Origin of the sequence: Mycolicibacterium palauense (assembly GCF_002592005.1) — a bacterium.
GTDB lineage: Bacteria > Actinomycetota > Actinomycetes > Mycobacteriales > Mycobacteriaceae > Mycobacterium > Mycobacterium palauense.
In genome coordinates, this window is sequence record NZ_NVQF01000013.1 from 35,265 (window position 1) to 52,333 (window position 17,069).

A 17,069-nucleotide genomic window follows, 5' to 3' on the forward strand; every position below is an offset into this window, starting at 1 on the left:
CGCCGGACGGCGGGTGGGGCGTGGGGGTTACTTCGAGTAGAGCTCGACGATGAGCTGCTCGGTGAGCGGCACGTCGATCTGCGCGCGCTCGGGCAGCTGGTGCACGAGGATGCGCTGACGCTCACCGATGACCTGCAGCCACCCCGGGATCGGGCGCTCGCCGGCGGTCTGCCGGGCCACCTCGAACGGCAGGGTGTTCAGCGACTTGTCCTTGACGTCGATGATGTCGTACTGCGACACCCGGTAGCTGGGGATGTCCACCTTGACACCGTTGACGGTGAAGTGGCCGTGGCTGACCAGCTGGCGGGCCATCCGGCGGGTGCGGGCCAGCCCGGCGCGGTACACCACGTTGTCCAGCCGGCTCTCCAGGATCTGCAGCAGGTTCTCGCCGGTCTTGCCGGGCTTGCGCACGGCCTCTTCGTAGTAGCGGCGGAACTGCTTCTCCAGCACGCCGTAGGTGAAGCGGGCCTTCTGCTTCTCGTGCAGCTGCTGGCGGTATTCGCTCTCCTTGATCCGCGCGCGACCGTGCTGGCCGGGCGGGTAGGGGCGCTTCTCGAACGACTGGTCGCCACCGACGAGGTCGGTGCCCAGCCGGCGCGACTTGCGGGTCGCGGGTCCGGTGTAACGAGCCATCTCTTACAAACTCCCTCTAGTCCTCTAGACCCTTAGACCCGGCGCCGCTTCGGCGGACGGCAACCGTTGTGCGGCTGCGGCGTGACGTCGGAGATCGCACCGACCTCCAGGCCGGCGGCCTGCAGCGAGCGGATCGCGGTCTCGCGGCCCGAGCCCGGGCCCTTGACGAACACGTCGACCTTCTTCACGCCGTGCTCCTGCGCCTTGCGGGCGGCGTTCTCGGCGGCCAGCTGCGCGGCGAACGGGGTCGACTTGCGCGAGCCCTTGAAGCCGACATGACCCGAGGAGGCCCAGGCGATGACGTTGCCCTGGGGGTCGGTGATCGACACGATGGTGTTGTTGAACGTGCTCTTGATGTGCGCGGCGCCGTGCGGGACGTTCTTCTTCTCGCGACGACGGGCCTTCTGGCCGCGGGCGCCGGGCTTCTTGGTCGGTGGCATGTCTTACCTGGCCTTCTTCTTGCCGGCGATGGTCTTCTTGGGGCCCTTGCGGGTGCGCGCATTGGTCTTGGTGCGCTGGCCGCGGACGGGCAGGCCCCGGCGGTGCCGCAGGCCCTGGTAGCAGCCGATCTCGATCTTGCGGCGGATGTCGGCCTGCACCTCGCGGCGCAGGTCGCCCTCGACCTTGAGATTGGCCTCGATGTAGTCACGCAGCTGGGTCAGCTGGTCATCGGTGAGGTCCTTGCTGCGCTGGTCCCGGTCGATGCCGGTCGCGGCCAGGATCTCCTGGGAACGGGTACGGCCGACGCCGTAGATATAGGTCAACGCGATCTCCATGCGCTTGTCGCGCGGGAGGTCGACGCCCACTAGACGTGCCATCAGGCAGTGTTTCCTTACTTCATCGCGGAGGTCTGGTCCCAGTCCGTTCCCGCCTGTTCGCGGGGTCCGGCCTCCGTGCCGGACGTGTGCGAGCAGCGCTGAATCGTCTTGGTGGCGCTGACGCGCCGGCTGCTCAGTGGATCTGGGAGTTCATCATTCAGTTGTCTCGGGTGCTGCTCGGCGCTCGCCGCGCGGGGACTAGCCCTGGCGCTGCTTGTGGCGCGGATCGGAGCAGATCACCATGACCCGCCCATGCCGGCGGATCACCCTGCACTTGTCGCAGATCGGCTTGACGCTCGGGTTCACCTTCACGGCTGTATCGATCCTGTTCTTGTCGGTAGGGGTGGATAAACGGGCGTTACTTGTACCGGTACACGATGCGGCCCCGGGACAGGTCGTAGGGAGACAGCTCCACCACGACGCGGTCCTCGGGCAGGATGCGGATGTAGTGCTGCCGCATCTTGCCGCTGATATGGGCGAGCACCTTGTGGCCGTTCTCCAGCTCAATGCGGAACATCGCATTGGGCAGGGGCTCGACCACGCGGCCCTCGACCTCTATGGCACCGTCTTTCTTGGCCATTACTTTCCGGCGATCCTTAGTTTCTGGTTACGTATCTGGTCTTCACGTGTTCTGTTCGAGTGCGTGACGCCCTGTTCTCGGCGCAGCCTTCGCTCCGACTTCACAAACGTGGACCGGGCGTCAGGAATTTCCGACACATCCGGATTCCAGAACTGGCACGCAAAGAGCCGGCGCGGCGACCGCACCGTTGGTCTACGATACCCGCTTCCCGCTCAGGCTCCAAAACCGCCGAGACCCCTCGCCGCGGAGGTGCAAGGATCACACTGGCATGGCGCCGACGGCGCACCGCGGGACCGCGGCGCGCGGCCTGCACGAGTCTGAGGGGGGTCGGGTGACGGTCGTCTATCTTGGCCTGTTCGCCGTGGGCGGTATCGGCGTGCTGGCCGCGCTGCTGCTGACCGATTTCGACGTCGGTCACGCCGATGTCGGCCATTCCCTGCAGGGCATGCCCTTCCTGAGCCTGACCAGCCTGTCCGCCGGCCTGCTCGGCGCGGGCACCGGCGGGCTGGTCAGCGGCTGGAGCGGACTGGGCGGCCTCGGTGCCGGCGTGATCGCGGCGGTGTCGGGACTGGCGCTGATCCTGGCCCTACAGGGGCTGCTGCTGCCCTATCTGCGCCGGCAGGAGGCCAACTCCCACCGCGGCCGCTCCTCCTATATCGGGCTGCTGGGCACCGTCACCCTGGAGGTCCCCGCCGGCGGCTGGGGTGAGGTCGCCTTCGTCGACGCCGAGGGCAACCGGGTGCGCTCCCGGGCCGTCAGCGCCGAGACCGCGCCACTGAGCAAGTCCACCCGCGTCTACATCGCCGACGTCGACGCCGACTACGTCCACGTCGTCGCAGTTCCCGAACCCTGATCCCCCGGCCGCCCCGAAAGGTCCGACATGTCCACGCTGATGATCGCCGTCCTGGTCACCGTCGCCGCGCTGCTGTTGTTCGTCGCGCTGCCGCTGATCTACGTGAAGAACTACATCAAGGTCCCGCCCAATGAGGTCGCGGTCTTCACCGGCCGCGGCACCCCCAAGGTGGTCCGCGGCGGAGCCCGGTTCCGGATGCCCGGCATCGAACGCGTCGACATCATGACGCTGGAACCGTTCAACGTCAGCATCAACCTGCAGAACGCGCTGTCGCACAACGGCGTGCCGGTCAACGTCGAGGCGGTGGGCCTGGTGCGGGTCGGTTCGGCCGACGAGGCGGTGCAGACCGCCGTGCAGCGCTTCCTGACCTCCGACCTCAACGAGCTGCGCCGCCAGATCAACGAGATCCTGGCCGGCAGCCTGCGCGGTATCACCGCCACCATGACCGTCGAGGACCTCAACTCCAACCGCGACGCCATGGCCCGCAACGTCGTCGAGGAGGCCGGCTCCGATCTGGCCCGCATCGGTATGGAGGTCGACGTCCTCAAGATCGCCGGCATCTCCGACCACAACGGCTACCTGGAGTCGCTGGGTCAGCGGCGCATCGCCGAGGTGAAACGCGACGCCGCGGTCGGCACCGCCGAGGCCGAACGCGACGCCCAGATCCGCTCGGCCAAGGCCCGCCAGGAGGGCTCGGTCGCCCAGGCCGAGGCCGACACCGCGATCGCCACGGCCAACCAGCGCCGCGACGTCGAACTGGCCCGGCTGCGCGCCCAGACCGAGGCCGAGAACGCCCAGGCCGACCAGGCCGGGCCGCTGGCCAACGCCCGCGCCCAGAAGGACGTCGGCATCGCCACCGAGCAGGCCGAGGCCGCCCGCGTGCAGGCCCGCATCGAGGTGGAGCAGCGCCGGGCCGAACAGGCCCAGGCCGCGCTGCAGGCCGACGTGATCGCTCCCGCCGAGGCGCAGCGGCAGGCCGACATCGCCCGCGCCGAGGGCCAGCGTCAGGCCACCATCCTGGCCGGGCAGGCCGAGGCCGACGCGCGCAAGGCGGCCGCCGACGCGCTGCGTGTCGAGCGGCAGGCCGAAGCCGACGGCGTCAAGGCCCGGCTGGTGGCCGAGGCGGCCGGCAAGAAGGAGGTCGCCGTGGCGCTGAACAGCTACAGCCCCGACGCCGCCCGGCTGCTGATGCTGCCCGACGTGCTGGCATCCGTGGTCAAGGCCACCGAGGCCGCCGCGATGCCGCTGGGCGAGATCGAGCGGCTGTCGATCATCGGCGGTGCCGGCGACGCCCAGGACGCCGTCGGCGGCATGCTCGGCGTCGGCCCGCTGGCGGTGGCCAAGATCGTCGAGGCGCTGCGGACCTCCGGAATCGATGTGGCGGCGCTGCTGAGCCCCGATTCCGGCAACACCGGCAACACCGGCAACACCGACGGCCACACCGGCAACACCGTCGGCGGCGGTGCGCCCACCGACATCGCCGGGCCGGTTTCGCCCACCGAATAACCACCCCGAATCCGGGCCGCGGCCGGTCGGCCGGTGGGCGCATACTTACAGGCGATGTCAGCCTCCGACGAGCGGGCCCGCTCGCACCCCCGCAAACCGGTCATCCTCACCGTCGATGACGACCCCGCGGTGTCCCGCGCGGTGGCCCGCGACCTGCGTCGCCACTACGGCGAGAACTTCCGCATCGTGCGCGCCGAATCCGGCCCGGACGCGCTGGAAACGCTCAACGAGCTCAAGCTGCGGGGCGAGACGGTCGCGGTCTTCGTCGCCGACTACCGGATGCCGCAGATGAGCGGGATCGAGTTCCTCGAAGAGGCGATGGACATCTTCCCGATGGCCCGCCGGGTGCTGCTGACCGCCTACGCCGACACCCACGCGGCCATCGACGCGATCAACGTCGTGGACCTCGACCACTACCTCCTCAAGCCGTGGGATCCCCCGGAGGAGAAGCTCTACCCGGTGATCGACGCGCTGATCGACGCGTGGCGTGCCACCGGCGACCGGGCCATCCCGCACACCAAGATCATCGGGCACCCGTGGAATGCCCGGTCCTCGGAGGTGCGCGAGTTCCTGGCCCGCAACCGCCTCTTCTACACCTGGTTCCGCGCCGACGAGGCCAAGGGCCGCCAGCTGCTGGACGCCGCGGGGCTCGACGGGCTGACGCTTCCGGTGGTCATCACCGAGCAGGGCGAGACGCTGGTCGAACCGACCGACGCCGAGCTGGCGGCCACCCTGGGCCTGACCACCACCCCGGCCGAGGACTTCTATGACCTGGTGGTCATCGGCGGCGGCCCGGCGGGCCTGGCCGCCGCGGTCTACGGCGCCTCGGAGGGACTCAAGACCGTCCTGATCGAACGGACCGCCACCGGCGGGCAGGCCGGGCAGAGCTCCCGCATCGAGAACTACCTGGGCTTCCCCGACGGCCTGTCGGGCGCCCAGCTCGCCGAGCGGGCCCGTCGGCAGGCCGAGAAGTTCGACGCCGAGCTGATCACCGCGGCCGAGGCGGTCAGCCTGGAGGTCGACGGGTCGGCACGCACGGTGCACCTCTCCGACGGGCGCGCCATCGGGGCGCGGGCGGTGATCCTGGCCATGGGCGTCGAATACCGCCAGCTGCCCGCCGACGGCTGCGCCCCGCTGACCGGGGCCGGCGTCTACTACGGCGCGGCCGTCTCGGTGGCCACCGACTGCGACGGTGACGACGTGTTCGTCGTCGGCGGCGCCAACTCCGCCGGCCAGGCCGCGATGTACCTCTCGCGGACGGCCAGGTCGGTGACCATCGTCATCCGCCGCACCCTGGAGGACTCGATGTCCTACTACCTGATCCAGCAGATCAGGGCCAACGAGCGGATCAAGGAGATGCCGCACACCGTGGTCCACGCGGTCACCGGCAATGGCCACCTGGAACGGATCTGCCTGGAGAACACCCAGACCGGTGCGCGCGAGGACCACGACTGCGGGCGGATGTTCATCTTCATCGGCGCCGAGCCCCGCACCGAGTGGCTCGACGGCGTCGTGGCCCGCGACGACAAGGGTTTCATCCTGTCCGGTCCGGACCTGCGCGAGGTCACCGGGTGGACCCTGGACCGCCCGCCGCACCACCTGGAAACAAGTGTGCCGGGTGTTTTTGTTGCAGGAGACGTCCGGGCCGAGTCGGCCAAACGCGTCGCGGCGGCCGTCGGCGAAGGATCGATGGCGGTGATGCTGGTCCACCGGTATCTGGACGAGGCGTAAGCGCACCGGCGGAAGGCTCCGCCGGCGGACTTGAGGAGAGACAACAGTCATGGGCGATACCTGCCTGGCCGACGAGCTGCGCACGCTGTTCCTGTTCGAACACCTCACCGACGCCCAGCTGGACATGCTGTGCGCCGACGGTCAGATCGAGACCCTGGATCCGGGCCCGTTGTGCGTCGAGGGCGAGCCGGCCACCTGCTTCTACGTCCTCATCGACGGCGAGCTGGCGATGTCCAAGCGCTCCGGTGGCGTGGACATCCAGACCAACCGCACCTCCCAGCGCGGCGTGTACTGCGGCGCCTGGTCGGCTTACGTCCCCGGCGAGGAGCACGTCTACGAGGCCTCGGTGCGCCTGACCAAACCGTCGCGGATGTTCGTCCTGGACGCCAACGCCTTCGCCCACTTCATGCAGTCGCAGTTCCCGATGGCCGTGCACCTGCTGGAGGGACACAAGGTCGGCGGCCGGCGGCAGAGCCAGATCATCGGGCAGCGGGAGAAGCTACTCGCCCTGGGCACCATCACCGCCGGACTGACCCACCAGCTCAACAACCCGGCCGCGGCCACCGCGCGTGCGGTCGCCGATCTGCGCGAGGGGGTCGGCAAGATGCGCCACAAGCTGGCGATGCTCGCCGACGGCAAGTTCACCCCGCAGGCGCTGCACACGCTGGTGACCATCCAGGACGAGGTCGCCGAACGGGTTGCCAAGGCCCGCGACCAGGAGCTGTCGGCGCTGGAGACCTCCGACCGCGAGGACCAGATCGGCGACTGGCTGGAGGACCACGGCATCCTCGGCGCCTGGGACTATGCGCCGACGTTCGTCGAGGCCGGTCTCGACATCGACTGGCTGGAACGGGTGTCGGCATCGGTGGACGACGTGGACGCCTCGGCGTCGCTGCAGAGCGCCATCGGCTGGCTGAAGTACACCATCGACACCGAGCTGCGGATGTCCGAGATCGTCGAGGCCAGCAAGCGCATCTCGGCCCTGCTGGCCGGCGCCAAGCAGTACTCGCAGATGGACCGCGGCTCCTATCAGAGCGCCAACGTCCACGAACTGCTGCGCAGCACCATCATGATGTTCGGCGACAAGCTCGGGAAGGACAAACCCATCTCCCTGGTCAAGGACATGGACAAGTCGCTGCCCGAATTGCTCTGCTACCCGGGCGATCTCAACCAGGTGTGGACGAACATCATCGACAATGCGCTGCAGGCGATGGACGGCCACGGCACGCTGACGGTTCGCACCATGCGCGAGAGCGACGACATGATCCGGGTGGAGATCTGCGACGACGGACCGGGAATCCCCGAGGAGATCATCGACCGCATCTTCACCCCGTTCTTCACCACCAAACCGTTCGGCGAGGGCACCGGCCTGGGCCTGGACCTGGCCTGGCGCATCGTGGTGGAAAAACACCACGGCAACATCTCCGTGCAGTCGCGACCGGGCGACACCCGGTTCATCGTGTGCCTGCCGCTGCAGGCCCCCGCGCCGGAGGCGCCCACCCCCACCGAACTGCCGGCCCGTTCGGACTGACCGGTCGCCCGCCAACCACGGGCACCGCAGCGGAATAGGGGCCCGTGCCGTGCCGGTTGCAGCGGGCATGCCCGGGCCCCGAACAGCGGTCCCCGAACGGCCAACAGGACGAATCCGCCCGACGACACCGCCCGACGAGAGGTAACCCCCGTGACCGAGAGCGCACCGAACACCGCACCCAAGCCCGACGCCGTCGAACTCAAGCCCGACCTCGGCGCCTACGGCGTGTGGACCGGCGGCCCCGTCACACCCGAGCAGGCCGCCGAGATCGAGAAGCTGGGTTACGGCGCCATCTGGGTGGGCGGCTCCCCGCCGGCCGACCTGACCTTCGTCGAACCCATCCTGGAGGCCACCGAAACCCTGACGCTGGCGACCGGAATCGTCAACATCTGGTCGGCCCCGGCCGACCAGGTCGCCGAGTCCTACCACCGCATCGAGGCCGCCCACCCGGGCCGGTTCCTGCTCGGCATCGGCGCCGGGCATCCCGAGCACACCCAGGAATACGTCAAGCCCTACGACGCACTGGTGTCCTACCTGGACGCGCTGGACGCCGCGGGCGTGCCGACGAGCCGGCGGGTGGTGGCCGCGCTCGGACCCCGGGTGCTACGGCTGGCCCGCGACCGCAGTGCCGGCGCCCACCCCTACCTGACCACGCCCGAACACACCGCCATGGCACGCGAGACGATCGGCAACAGCGTGTTCCTGGCGCCCGAACACAAGGTGGTGCTTTCCACCGACGCCGAGCGGGCCCGCGAACTGGGCCGCAAGACGGTGGAGTTCTACCTGGGGCTGTCCAACTACGTCAACAACTGGCGCCGCATCGGCTTCACGGCCGCCGACGTCACCCCGCCCGGCAGCGACCGGCTGATCGACTCGGTGGTGGCCTACGGCACTCCCGCACAGATCGCCGAGCGCCTCGGCGAGCACCTGGCGGCCGGGGCCGACCACGTCACCGTTCAGGTGCTGGGTAGCCGCGAGGACCTGGTGCCGGCGCTGGCGGAGCTGGCCGGACCGCTGGGTCTCTCCGCCCGGGGCTGATCGCGACCGCCGCGCCGGCATCCGGCTAGGGTTGGCCCATGCGGTTGCTGGTCACCGGGGGCGCGGGCTTCATCGGCGCCAACTTCGTGCACGCCTGCGTGCGCGAGCATCCCGAGGACGCGGTGACCGTCGTGGACTCGCTGACCTACGCGGGCAGCCTGGAGTCGCTGCGCCCGATCGAGAACGAGATCCGGCTGATCCGCGGCGACATCGCCGACGCCGAGCTGGTCACCAGGCTGGTCGCCGAATCCGACGCGGTGGTGCACTTCGCGGCCGAGACCCACGTCGACAACGCGCTCGCCGATCCCGCGCCGTTCCTGCACTCCAACGTCGTGGGCACCTACACCCTGCTGGAGGCCGTGCGCCGGCACGACGTCCGGCTCCACCACGTCTCGACCGACGAGGTGTACGGCGATCTCGGGCTCGGCGGCACCGAACGGTTCACCGAGACCACGCCCTACCACCCGTCGAGTCCCTACTCGGCGACCAAGGCGGCCGCCGACATGCTGGTGCGCGCCTGGGTCCGGTCCTACCGGGTGCGGGCCACGATCTCCAACTGCTCCAACAACTTCGGGCCCTACCAGCACGTGGAGAAGTTCATTCCGCGGCAGATCACGAACATCCTGACCGGCAGACGGCCCAAGCTCTACGGCACCGGCGCCAACGTGCGCGACTGGATCCACGTCGAGGACCACAATGCCGCGGTGCGCACCATCCTCACCGACGGCCGCATCGGCCGGACGTACCTGATCGGCGCCGACTGCCAGAGGTCGAACCTGGAGGTGCTGCAGGCGATCCTGGCCGTCATGGACCGGGACCCCGGGGACTTCGACCACGTCACCGACCGGGCCGGACACGACCTGCGCTACGCCATCGACCCGTCGCTGTTGCGCAGCGAACTCGGCTGGGCTCCAAGCCATTCCGATTTCACGGCGGCGCTCTCGGAGACCGTGCAGTGGTATCGCACCCACCGCCACTGGTGGGAGCCGCTCAAGGACGGTGTCGAGGCGACCTACGCCGGGCGCGGGCAGTGACGGGGCAACATGGGCTTTCGTGAACTGACGGTGCCCGGTGCGTGGGAACTCACGCCCCGTCTGCACGGCGACGACCGCGGGACGTTCTTCGAGTGGTTCACCGAACACGAGTTCGCCCGGATGACCGGTCACCGGCTCGCGCTCGCCCAGGCCAACTGCTCGGTGTCCTCGGCGGGGGTGCTGCGGGGGCTGCACTTCAGCCGGCTCCCGCCCGGCCAGGCCAAATACGTCACCTGCGTGCGGGGGGCGGTCTTCGACGTCGTCGTCGACATCCGGGTCGGCTCGCCCACCTACGGCCGCTGGGATTCGGTGCTGCTCGACGACGTGGACCGCCGATCGGTCTACCTGGCCGAGGGGTTGGCGCACGGATTCCTGGCCCTGCAGGACGACTCCACGGTGATGTATCTGTGCTCGTCCGGCTACGCCCCCGACCGCGAGCACACCATCTCCCCCTTCGATCCGCAGATCGGCATCGAGTGGCCCGCCACGGTGTTCGGCGCGGCGACGGCGCTCTCCGAGCGCGACCGGGCCGCTCCCCCGTTGGCGGACATCCGCGCGGCGGGCCTGCTGCCGACCTGGGACGAGGCGCGTTCGTTCACCGAGCGGTTGCGTCAGAGCGCGACGAAATCGCCCGGCTTCCAGGACCCGTCGAACGCCGGCCCCTCGGGACCGTAGAGCCGCAGGTAGGCGAACCAGCCCTGGCCCGGGGTGGTCTGTATCCACCGGTCGGCGCCGGATTCCGGCGGCTCGGGGCCGAAGAACAGATCCACCGAATCACCGTCGAGATCGGCGAGTTCGAACTCCGACCGCAGCGCCGCGCGGTCCTGGGCGGTCCGGATCTGGCTGCGCGTCTCCGCGTCGTAGACCGTGACCGACCAGAACAGCGTGGCCGGGACCGGCAGCGGGACGGTGAGCCGGTAGCCGTTCTCGCCGCACAGGTAGTCGCCGCCCTGCTCGCGGCTGCCCAGCCAGTACAGCGAGCCCGCACCGGGGTCGCGGCGGAACATCGCCGGTGAGACGGCGATGGCCTGGAAGAACCACTTGTCGATCGCGTGGGTGTCGCGGTAGCCCTCGGCGTCGAAGGTGCCGTTCTCGTGCCGCAGCGCCGCCCATTCCCACTGCCGGTCCGGCCAGACCTCCCGCTCGGGACTCCGGTCGGCCAGCGACTCCACCCGCATCTGGGTGTTGGCGGTCTTGGCGGCCAGCTCCAGAATGCGCGTCATCCGCTCGTCGGGGGCGAACGGCCGGCCCCGGACGATCCCCAGTGCGGCCAGATCCCCGCAGGCGGAGCGGTACTCGGGCAGGCCCGGCTCGGAGTCGATCAGCGCATGTAGTGCCCGCCAGTACTCCAGGCCGGTCTCATAGGCCAGCGGTGTGGTGTCCTGGCCCTGCGCGGTCATCTCGAACCAGGCCGGATCCGACCAGTCCGGCCCGGGGTCAAGCGGGTACACCTTGACCGTGGTGAGTCGCTCCAGCGCGGCCGCCACGTCGGCGCCGGCGGGGATCACCCGGATCGCGGCGATCACCCGGTCCGAGGCGGCGACCCCGGTGTGGAAACCCTCGGGTGGGTCCGGTGAGTGGTCCGGCGGCAGCACCAGATGCCTGCCGCCCTCGCCGCCGTCGGGGCCGGGCAGTCCCATGTCCAGGATCCAGTGCTGATGGATGTCGAAGACGGTGGCCACGAAGGGTCCGGGCGGGAGTTCGATGACCATCGGCCCGGCGCTCAGGTCCAGCAGCGCCACGCCGTAGGGGGTGTCGGCGTTGAGCGTGAAGCCGACGTGATGCGGGCGGGTCTGGAAGTATCCGAACACCTCGTTGGCCCGCCCGCCGGCCTTGGTGATCCCGTCGAAGATCGCCGCGCCGGAGACCGCGCGGTAGTACTGCCGGTATGTCTGCACGGCCCGGTTGAGATCGAGGGCCTCGTAGCCCAGGTCGACGGTCCGGGGTGCCGGGTACCCGCCCGGCAGTGGATCCCCGGCCCCGGCCGTTCTCCCGGGGGTCTCGGTGCCCTGGCTGCCCTCGGTGGTCTCGCTCATCTGCGGCTCCCCCTCCTGCTCAGGCACGACATTAAGACCTCGTCGGCGCCGAGGTGCGGAGGTTGGCGACCTGATCGGCAACTTTCTGGCGGTTTTCCCGGGGTTTCTCGGCGCGGGCGGAGCCTTGCCAAGGTGTGACACGACTTACTAGGATATCCAAGTATCTTCGGTGTGGGCGCGCCCGCGCCCCAACTCCACCATCCGCTACGCCCCCGGGACACAAAGATGACCACACAGATTCCCCACTTCATCGACGGCCACCGCAGCAACCTCGCGTCGACCCGCACCGCCGACGTGCTCAACCCCAGCACCGGCGAGGTGCAGGCCCAGGTCCTGTTGGCCTCGGCCGCCGACGTCGACACCGCGGTCGCCTCGGCCGTCGAGGCCCAGAAGGAATGGGCGGCCTTCAACCCGCAGCGCCGGGCCCGGGTGATGATGAAGTTCATCGACCTGGTCAACCAGAACAAGGACGAGCTGGCCGAGCTGCTGTCCATCGAGCACGGCAAGACCGTGCCGGATTCGCTCGGCGACATCCAGCGAGGCCTGGAGGTCATCGAGTTCGCCGTCGGCATTCCGCACCTGCTCAAGGGTGAGTTCACCGAGGGCGCCGGTCCCGGCATCGACGTCTACTCGCTCCGTCAGCCGCTGGGTGTGGTCGCCGGCATCACCCCGTTCAACTTCCCGGCGATGATCCCGCTGTGGAAGGCCGGACCGGCCCTGGCGTGCGGCAACGCCTTCATCCTCAAGCCCTCCGAGCGCGACCCCTCGGTGCCGGTGCGGCTGGCCGAGCTGTTCCTGGAGGCGGGCCTACCGCCGGGCGTCTTCCAGGTCGTGCAGGGCGACAAGGAGGCCGTCGACGCCATCCTGCACCACCCGGACGTCAAGGCCGTCGGGTTCGTGGGCAGCTCCGACATCGCGCAGTACATCTACGCCACCTCCGCCGCCAACGGCAAGCGCTCGCAGTGCTTCGGCGGGGCCAAGAACCACATGATCATCATGCCCGACGCCGACCTCGACCAGGCCGTCGACGCGTTGATCGGCGCCGGTTACGGCAGCGCCGGCGAGCGCTGCATGGCCATCAGCGTCGCGGTGCCGGTCGGCGAGGAGACCGCGAACCGGCTGCGCGCGCGGCTGGTCGAGCGGATCAACAACCTGCGCGTCGGTCACAGCCTGGATCCCAAGGCCGACTACGGACCGCTGGTCACCGGCGCCGCGCTGAAGCGGGTGCACGACTACATCGACGCGGGGGTGGCCGCCGGCGCCGAGATCGTGGTCGACGGCCGGCAGAAGAGCAGCGACGAGCTGACCTTCGGTGACGCCAACCTCGAGGGCGGCTACTTCATCGGCCCCACCCTGTTCGACCACGTCACCACCGACATGTCGATCTACACCGACGAGATCTTCGGGCCGGTGCTGTGCATCGTGCGCGCCCACGACTACGAAGAGGCCCTGCGGCTGCCGTCCGAGCACGAATACGGCAACGGGGTCGCGGTGTTCACCCGCGACGGCGACACCGCGCGTGACTTCGTCTCCCGCGTGCAGGTCGGCATGGTCGGCGTGAACGTGCCGATCCCGGTGCCGGTCTCCTACCACACCTTCGGCGGCTGGAAGCGGTCCGGCTTCGGTGACCTCAACCAGCACGGTCCGGCCTCGATCCAGTTCTACACCAAGGTCAAGACGATCACCGAGCGCTGGCCCTCGGGGATCAAGGACGGCGCCGAGTTCGTCATCCCCACGATGAAGTGAGCTGAAACCACCGATGACCATGGCCGACAACCCGTTCGAGCTCGACGACGACGAACGCGTGATCGCCGAGACGGCCCGCGCGTTCGCCGCCAAACGGCTCGCACCACACGCCCTGGACTGGGATGCCGACAAGCACTTCCCCATCGACGCGCTGCGTGACGCGGCCGAACTGGGGATGGCGGCGATCTACTGCTCCGAGGACATCGGCGGCAGCGGGCTGCGCCGGCTCGACGCCGCGCGCATCTTCTCCGAGCTCGCCTACGCCGACCCGACGGTGGCCGCGTTCATCTCGATCCACAACATGTGCGCGTGGATGGTCGACAGCTACGGCACCCCGGAACAGCGCAAGACCTGGGTGCCCCGGCTGGCGGCCATGCAGGCCATCGCCTCGTACTGCCTGACCGAACCGGGGGCCGGGTCCGACGCGGCGGCGCTGCGGACCCGGGCCGTCCGGGACGGCTCGCACTATGTGCTCGACGGGGTCAAGCAGTTCATCTCCGGGGCCGGCACCTCCGATGTCTACGTGGTGATGGCCCGCACCGGCGGACCCGACTCCGGACCACGCGGCATCTCGGCGTTCCTGGTCGAGAAGGACACTCCGGGGCTCAGTTTCGGCACCGACGAACTGAAGATGGGCTGGAACGCCCAGCCCACCGCGCAGGTCATCTTCGAGGGTGTGCGGGTTCCGGCCGAGGCCATGTTGGGCGGGCCGGAGGGCGAGGGCGCCGGGTTCGGGATCGCGATGAACGGCCTCAACGGCGGGCGCATCAACATCGCGGCGTGCTCGTTGGGCGGCGCACAGTTCGCCTACGACCAGGCCGCGGCCTATGTGCGCGACCGGGTGGCCTTCGGCGGCGCCCTGCTCGACGAGCCGACCATCCGGTTCACCCTCGCCGACATGGCCACCGCGCTGGAGACCTCACGGATGATGCTCTGGCGCGCGGCCGCCGCGCTGGACGCCAACGCGCCGGACAAGGTGGAGCTGTGCGCGATGGCCAAGTTGCACGTCACCGAGGCCTGCTTCGAGGTCGCCGATCAGGCGCTGCAGCTGCACGGCGGCTACGGCTATCTCAAGGAGTACGGCATGGAGAAGGTGGTCCGCGACCTGCGGGTGCACCGGATCCTGGAGGGCACCAACGAAATCATGCGGGTCGTGATCGGCCGGGCCGCCGCGGCCCGCGCCCGCGCGTCTGCGTAGGTCTGGTCAACAAAGGAGAGTCGATGACGACGATCGCATTTCTGGGTCTGGGCAACATGGGCGGGCCGATGGCCGCCAATCTGGTCTCCGCGGGGCACACCGTTCGCGGCTTCGATCCGGTGCCCGCGCTCAAGGAGGCCGCAGAAGCCAAGGGCATCAAGGTGTTCGACAGCGGCGCCGAGGCGGTCGCGGGCGCCGAAGTGGTGATCACCTCGCTGCCCAACGGTGGCGTCGTCAAAGCCTGCTACGCCGAGGTGCTGCCGGCCGCCGACAAGGGGGCACTGTTCATCGACACCTCGACGATCTCGGTGGCCGATGCCCGCGAGATCAACGCGCAGGCGACCGGGGCGGGCTTCGCCCAGATCGACGCGCCCGTCTCCGGCGGGGTCAAGGGCGCCACCGCCGGCACCCTGGCCTTCATGGTCGGCGGCGCCGACGACGCCGTCGAGCGTGCCCGCCCGGCGCTGGAGCCGATGGCCGGCAAGGTGGTGCACTGCGGCGCCTCGGGCAACGGCCAGGCGGCCAAACTGTGCAACAACATGGTCCTGGCCGTTCAGCAGATCGCGGTCGGCGAGGCGTTCGTGCTGGCCGAGAAGCTGGGCCTGCCGGCGCAGTCGCTGTTCGACGTCATCACCGGCGCCACCGGCAACTGCTGGGCGGTGCACACCAACTGCCCGGTGCCGGGACCGGTCCCGACCTCCCCCGCCAACAACGATTTCAAGCCCGGCTTCGCCACGGCGCTGATGAACAAGGACCTCGGACTGGCGATGGACGCGGTGCACAGCAGCGGGTCCACCGCGCCGCTGGGCTCGCACGCCGCCGAGATCTACGCCGAATTCGCCAAGGCCGACCAGGACAACGCCGCGCTCGACTTCAGCGCCATCATCGAGACCCTGCGCTGACCGTCGCGGCTGACCGTCGCGGCTGATCACGCCGAACCTGCAGGTTGTGGCGACCCCACTCGGGGGTTGCGTACACAAGTTGCAGTCTCGGCGTGATCAGAAGTCGCCGGCGCTGTGCCGCAGCGTCTCGATCGAGGTCACCAGGGCACGGGACTGCTCGGCGGTGATCCCGATGTCGGCGAACACCTTGTCGTTGAGGGTGACCGTCGCGTCCTCGACGGTGGAGCGGCCCAGGTCGGTGATCTCGACCAGCGTGGTCCGCCCGTCCGTCGGGTGCGGCAGCCGGCGCACCAGCCCGGCGGCCTCCAGCCGGCGGATCGCGTGGGTGACGCTGGTGACGTGCACCTGCAACCGGTCCGACGCCTTGGTGATCGGCAGGGCCCCGTTGCGGCTGAACGCCAGCAGCCGCAACAGCTCGAAGCGGGAGAAGCTGAGGTCGTAGGGCCGCAGGGCGGTCTCGACGCGGGCCAGCAGAATCTGATGGGCGCGCATCACCGAGGTGACCGCGACCATCCCCTCGGCGACGTCGCCCCAGCCGGCGCGTTCCCAGTTGGTACGGGCCTGCGCGATCGGGTCGGGCTTCTCCGGATGATCGAGCATCCGCTCTTCATACCGCATCCGCGGGCGGGTCGCGCCGGGCAAGGGCGACCCCGGTCAGGCGAGCAGAGTCAGGATGCGGGGGCCGTCGTCGGTGACGGCCACGGTGTGCTCCCAGTGCGCCGCGCGTGTGCCGTCGGCGGTGACGACGGTCCACTCGTCGTCGAGCACGCGGGTCTTGACGGTCCCCAGCGTGAGCATCGGCTCGATCGCCAGCACCGAGCCCGGCGCCAGAATCGGGCCGCGGCCCGGCGTCCCCTCGTTGGGCAGGAACGGGTCCATGTGCATCTGGCGGCCGATGCCGTGCCCGCCGTACCCCTCGACGATGCCGAAGCGCCGGTCGAAGCGTTCCTCGGCCGCGTAGGTGCCGGACTCGATCGCGTGGGAGACGTCGGTGAGCCGATTGCCCGGCACCATCGCGGCGATCCCGGCCTCCATGGACTGGCGGGTCGCCGCCGAGAGGTTCTCGTCGGCCGGAATCAGCGACCCCACCCCGAAGGTGATCGCCGAGTCGCCGTGCCAGCCGTCCAGGATCGCTCCGCAGTCGATGGACACCAGGTCGCCGGGGGCCAGCGTCTCCGAGCCCGACGGGATGCCGTGCACCACCCGGTCGTTGACCGACGCGCAGATGGACGCGGGAAAGCCGTGGTAGCCCAGGAACGACGGCACGGCGCCGGCGTCGCGGATCACCGCCTCGGCGATCTCATCGAGGGCCAGCGTGGACACCCCGGGCGCGGCGGCCTCACGCACCGCGGCCAGCGCCCGGGCGACGACCGCCCCGGCGGCGGCCATCGCGTCGAGTTCACCGTCGCTGCGTTGCGGAACCACCTTGCGGCTGCGCAGCCTCGGCACCGACACCATGGGGC

General features: G+C 69.7%; 18 protein-coding genes. 10 read left to right on the forward strand and 8 right to left on the reverse strand.

All coding sequences use genetic code 11. The features are described 5' to 3' along the window. Nucleotides 1-27: 27 nt before the first annotated feature. From rpsD to infA, 5 genes are all read right to left on the reverse strand, one after another. Nucleotides 28-633, reverse strand: coding sequence for a 30S ribosomal protein S4 (rpsD, locus tag CSR00_RS07675; protein WP_099021799.1), 606 nt, complete (start codon nucleotides 631-633; stop codon nucleotides 28-30). A 32-nt stretch (nucleotides 634-665) separates the two neighbouring features. Continuing rightward, nucleotides 666-1,073, reverse strand: coding sequence for a 30S ribosomal protein S11 (gene rpsK, locus CSR00_RS07680; protein ID WP_099021800.1), 408 nt, complete (start codon nucleotides 1,071-1,073; stop codon nucleotides 666-668). A gap of 3 nt (nucleotides 1,074-1,076) precedes the next feature. Next, nucleotides 1,077-1,451: a 30S ribosomal protein S13 gene (gene rpsM / locus CSR00_RS07685; protein ID WP_099021801.1), complete on the reverse strand. Its 375-nt coding sequence runs from the start codon at nucleotides 1,449-1,451 to the stop codon at nucleotides 1,077-1,079. A gap of 198 nt (nucleotides 1,452-1,649) precedes the next feature. After that, nucleotides 1,650-1,763, reverse strand: a complete 114-nt coding sequence (gene rpmJ / locus CSR00_RS07690) for a 50S ribosomal protein L36 (RefSeq protein WP_003879483.1) — start codon at nucleotides 1,761-1,763, stop codon at nucleotides 1,650-1,652. Between the two features lie 46 nt (nucleotides 1,764-1,809). Then, nucleotides 1,810-2,031: a translation initiation factor IF-1 gene (infA, locus tag CSR00_RS07695; protein ID WP_003418601.1), complete on the reverse strand. Its 222-nt coding sequence runs from the start codon at nucleotides 2,029-2,031 to the stop codon at nucleotides 1,810-1,812. A 331-nt stretch (nucleotides 2,032-2,362) separates the two neighbouring features. Here infA and CSR00_RS07700 point away from each other — a divergent pair, with 331 nt between their 5' ends. The 7 genes from CSR00_RS07700 (at nucleotide 2,363) to rfbC (ending at nucleotide 10,399) form a co-directional block, all read left to right on the forward strand. Beyond that, nucleotides 2,363-2,884 carry a hypothetical protein gene (locus CSR00_RS07700; RefSeq protein ID WP_099021854.1) on the forward strand — a complete coding sequence of 174 codons (522 nt, stop codon included), beginning with the start codon at nucleotides 2,363-2,365 and terminating at the stop codon, nucleotides 2,882-2,884. A gap of 27 nt (nucleotides 2,885-2,911) precedes the next feature. Then, nucleotides 2,912-4,390, forward strand: a complete 1,479-nt coding sequence (locus tag CSR00_RS07705; RefSeq protein ID WP_245905888.1) for a flotillin family protein — start codon at nucleotides 2,912-2,914, stop codon at nucleotides 4,388-4,390. 54 nt (nucleotides 4,391-4,444) lie between these two features. Then, nucleotides 4,445-6,121: an NAD(P)/FAD-dependent oxidoreductase gene (locus tag CSR00_RS07710; RefSeq protein ID WP_099021802.1), complete on the forward strand. Its 1,677-nt coding sequence runs from the start codon at nucleotides 4,445-4,447 to the stop codon at nucleotides 6,119-6,121. 49 nt (nucleotides 6,122-6,170) lie between these two features. After that, a complete protein-coding gene (locus CSR00_RS07715; protein WP_099021803.1) occupies nucleotides 6,171-7,652 on the forward strand; it encodes an ATP-binding protein in 1,482 nt (493 codons plus the stop codon). Between the two features lie 150 nt (nucleotides 7,653-7,802). Beyond that, nucleotides 7,803-8,690, forward strand: coding sequence for an LLM class F420-dependent oxidoreductase (locus CSR00_RS07720; protein ID WP_099021804.1), 888 nt, complete (start codon nucleotides 7,803-7,805; stop codon nucleotides 8,688-8,690). A 38-nt stretch (nucleotides 8,691-8,728) separates the two neighbouring features. After that, complete coding sequence (gene rfbB / locus CSR00_RS07725) at nucleotides 8,729-9,724, forward strand: dTDP-glucose 4,6-dehydratase (protein WP_099021805.1); 996 nt, start codon at nucleotides 8,729-8,731, stop codon at nucleotides 9,722-9,724. A 9-nt stretch (nucleotides 9,725-9,733) separates the two neighbouring features. Beyond that, nucleotides 9,734-10,399: a dTDP-4-dehydrorhamnose 3,5-epimerase gene (gene rfbC, locus CSR00_RS07730; protein ID WP_099021806.1), complete on the forward strand. Its 666-nt coding sequence runs from the start codon at nucleotides 9,734-9,736 to the stop codon at nucleotides 10,397-10,399. Here the strand turns inward: rfbC and CSR00_RS07735 are convergent. Next, nucleotides 10,336-11,760 (reverse strand): DUF1214 domain-containing protein, encoded by a 1,425-nt coding sequence (locus tag CSR00_RS07735; RefSeq protein WP_099021807.1) that lies wholly within the window; start codon nucleotides 11,758-11,760, stop codon nucleotides 10,336-10,338. The two genes, rfbC and CSR00_RS07735, sit on opposite strands and share 64 nt — an antisense overlap. Before the next feature lie 225 nt (nucleotides 11,761-11,985). On the opposite strand from CSR00_RS07735, the gene CSR00_RS07740 reads away from it, so the two are divergent. The 3 genes from CSR00_RS07740 to mmsB are packed head-to-tail and all read left to right on the forward strand — an operon-like array spanning nucleotide 11,986 to nucleotide 15,606. After that, complete coding sequence (locus CSR00_RS07740; RefSeq protein ID WP_099021808.1) at nucleotides 11,986-13,506, forward strand: CoA-acylating methylmalonate-semialdehyde dehydrogenase; 1,521 nt, start codon at nucleotides 11,986-11,988, stop codon at nucleotides 13,504-13,506. A 19-nt stretch (nucleotides 13,507-13,525) separates the two neighbouring features. Then, entirely contained in the window at nucleotides 13,526-14,704 is a 1,179-nt protein-coding gene (locus CSR00_RS07745; protein WP_099021855.1) for an acyl-CoA dehydrogenase family protein, read from the forward strand. A 23-nt stretch (nucleotides 14,705-14,727) separates the two neighbouring features. Then, entirely contained in the window at nucleotides 14,728-15,606 is an 879-nt protein-coding gene (mmsB, locus tag CSR00_RS07750) for a 3-hydroxyisobutyrate dehydrogenase (protein ID WP_099021809.1), read from the forward strand. Nucleotides 15,607-15,702: 96 nt separating this feature from the next. Here mmsB and CSR00_RS07755 read toward each other — a convergent pair whose 3' ends face one another. Together CSR00_RS07755 and map are read right to left on the reverse strand one after the other, a co-directional pair. Beyond that, a complete protein-coding gene (locus CSR00_RS07755; protein WP_176561951.1) occupies nucleotides 15,703-16,206 on the reverse strand; it encodes a MarR family transcriptional regulator in 504 nt (167 codons plus the stop codon). 54 nt (nucleotides 16,207-16,260) lie between these two features. Next, nucleotides 16,261-17,064 (reverse strand): type I methionyl aminopeptidase, encoded by an 804-nt coding sequence (gene map / locus CSR00_RS07760; protein ID WP_099021811.1) that lies wholly within the window; start codon nucleotides 17,062-17,064, stop codon nucleotides 16,261-16,263. Nucleotides 17,065-17,069 lie beyond the last annotated feature (5 nt).